Raw genomic sequence first — 712 nt, forward strand, 5'->3', positions numbered from 1 at the left:
GTGCCGGGCAGCAGCACCGCGCCGCCCACCGCGTGGTCGGCCAGCCAGGGGTGGCTGGCCAGCGACAGGCTGCCCGTGCACACCAGGCCCCGCCCGTCGGCGAGCGGCACGGCCGCGCCGAGCAGCGGGTGGTCCGCCGCCGCGATACCGGCCGCGGCGAGGTCCGCCCGGCCCCCGGCGGCCGAGCGCAGCCAGTAGTGCTCGCGCTGGAAGGCGTACGTGGGCAGGGGTACGGCGTCGCCCGCGGGCAGCAGCCGGGCCCACGGCACGGCCGCTCCGTACGCGTGCAGGTGGGCCAGGGCCGCGACGGCGGCGTGCGGTTCGGGGCGGTCCTTGCGCAGCGTGGGCACCAGGGCCACGTCGGACGCGTCGGCCAGGCACTCCTGTGCCAGGGCCGTGAGCGTGCCGTCCGCGCCGACCTCCAGGACGCGCGCCACGCCGAGGTCCGCCAACTCCCGTACGGCATCGGCGAAGCGCACGGGCTCGCGGACGTGCCGCACCCAGTACTCCGGGTCGCTCCAGTCGCCGTCACTTTGGCCGCCCGTCGTGACCACGCCGAGCGTGGGCGCGGCGTACGACAGCTCGGCCAGGGCGGCGCGGAAGTCCGCCACCATCGGCTCCATGAGCGGCGAGTGGAAGGCGTGGCTGACCCGCAGCCGCTTGACCCGCCGGCCGGCGGCCCGGAAGTGCTCCGCGACCGCGTCGACCGCCG

The 712-nt window shown here is 77.8% G+C and carries 1 protein-coding gene; it reads right to left on the reverse strand.

Annotated features, from left to right (window positions below):
• A partial coding sequence (locus KUM32_RS39065; RefSeq protein ID WP_217146517.1) for an acyltransferase domain-containing protein occupies positions 1–712 on the reverse strand: 712 nt, incomplete at both ends.

It is taken from the genome of Streptomyces sp. AC627_RSS907, assembly GCF_019049165.1.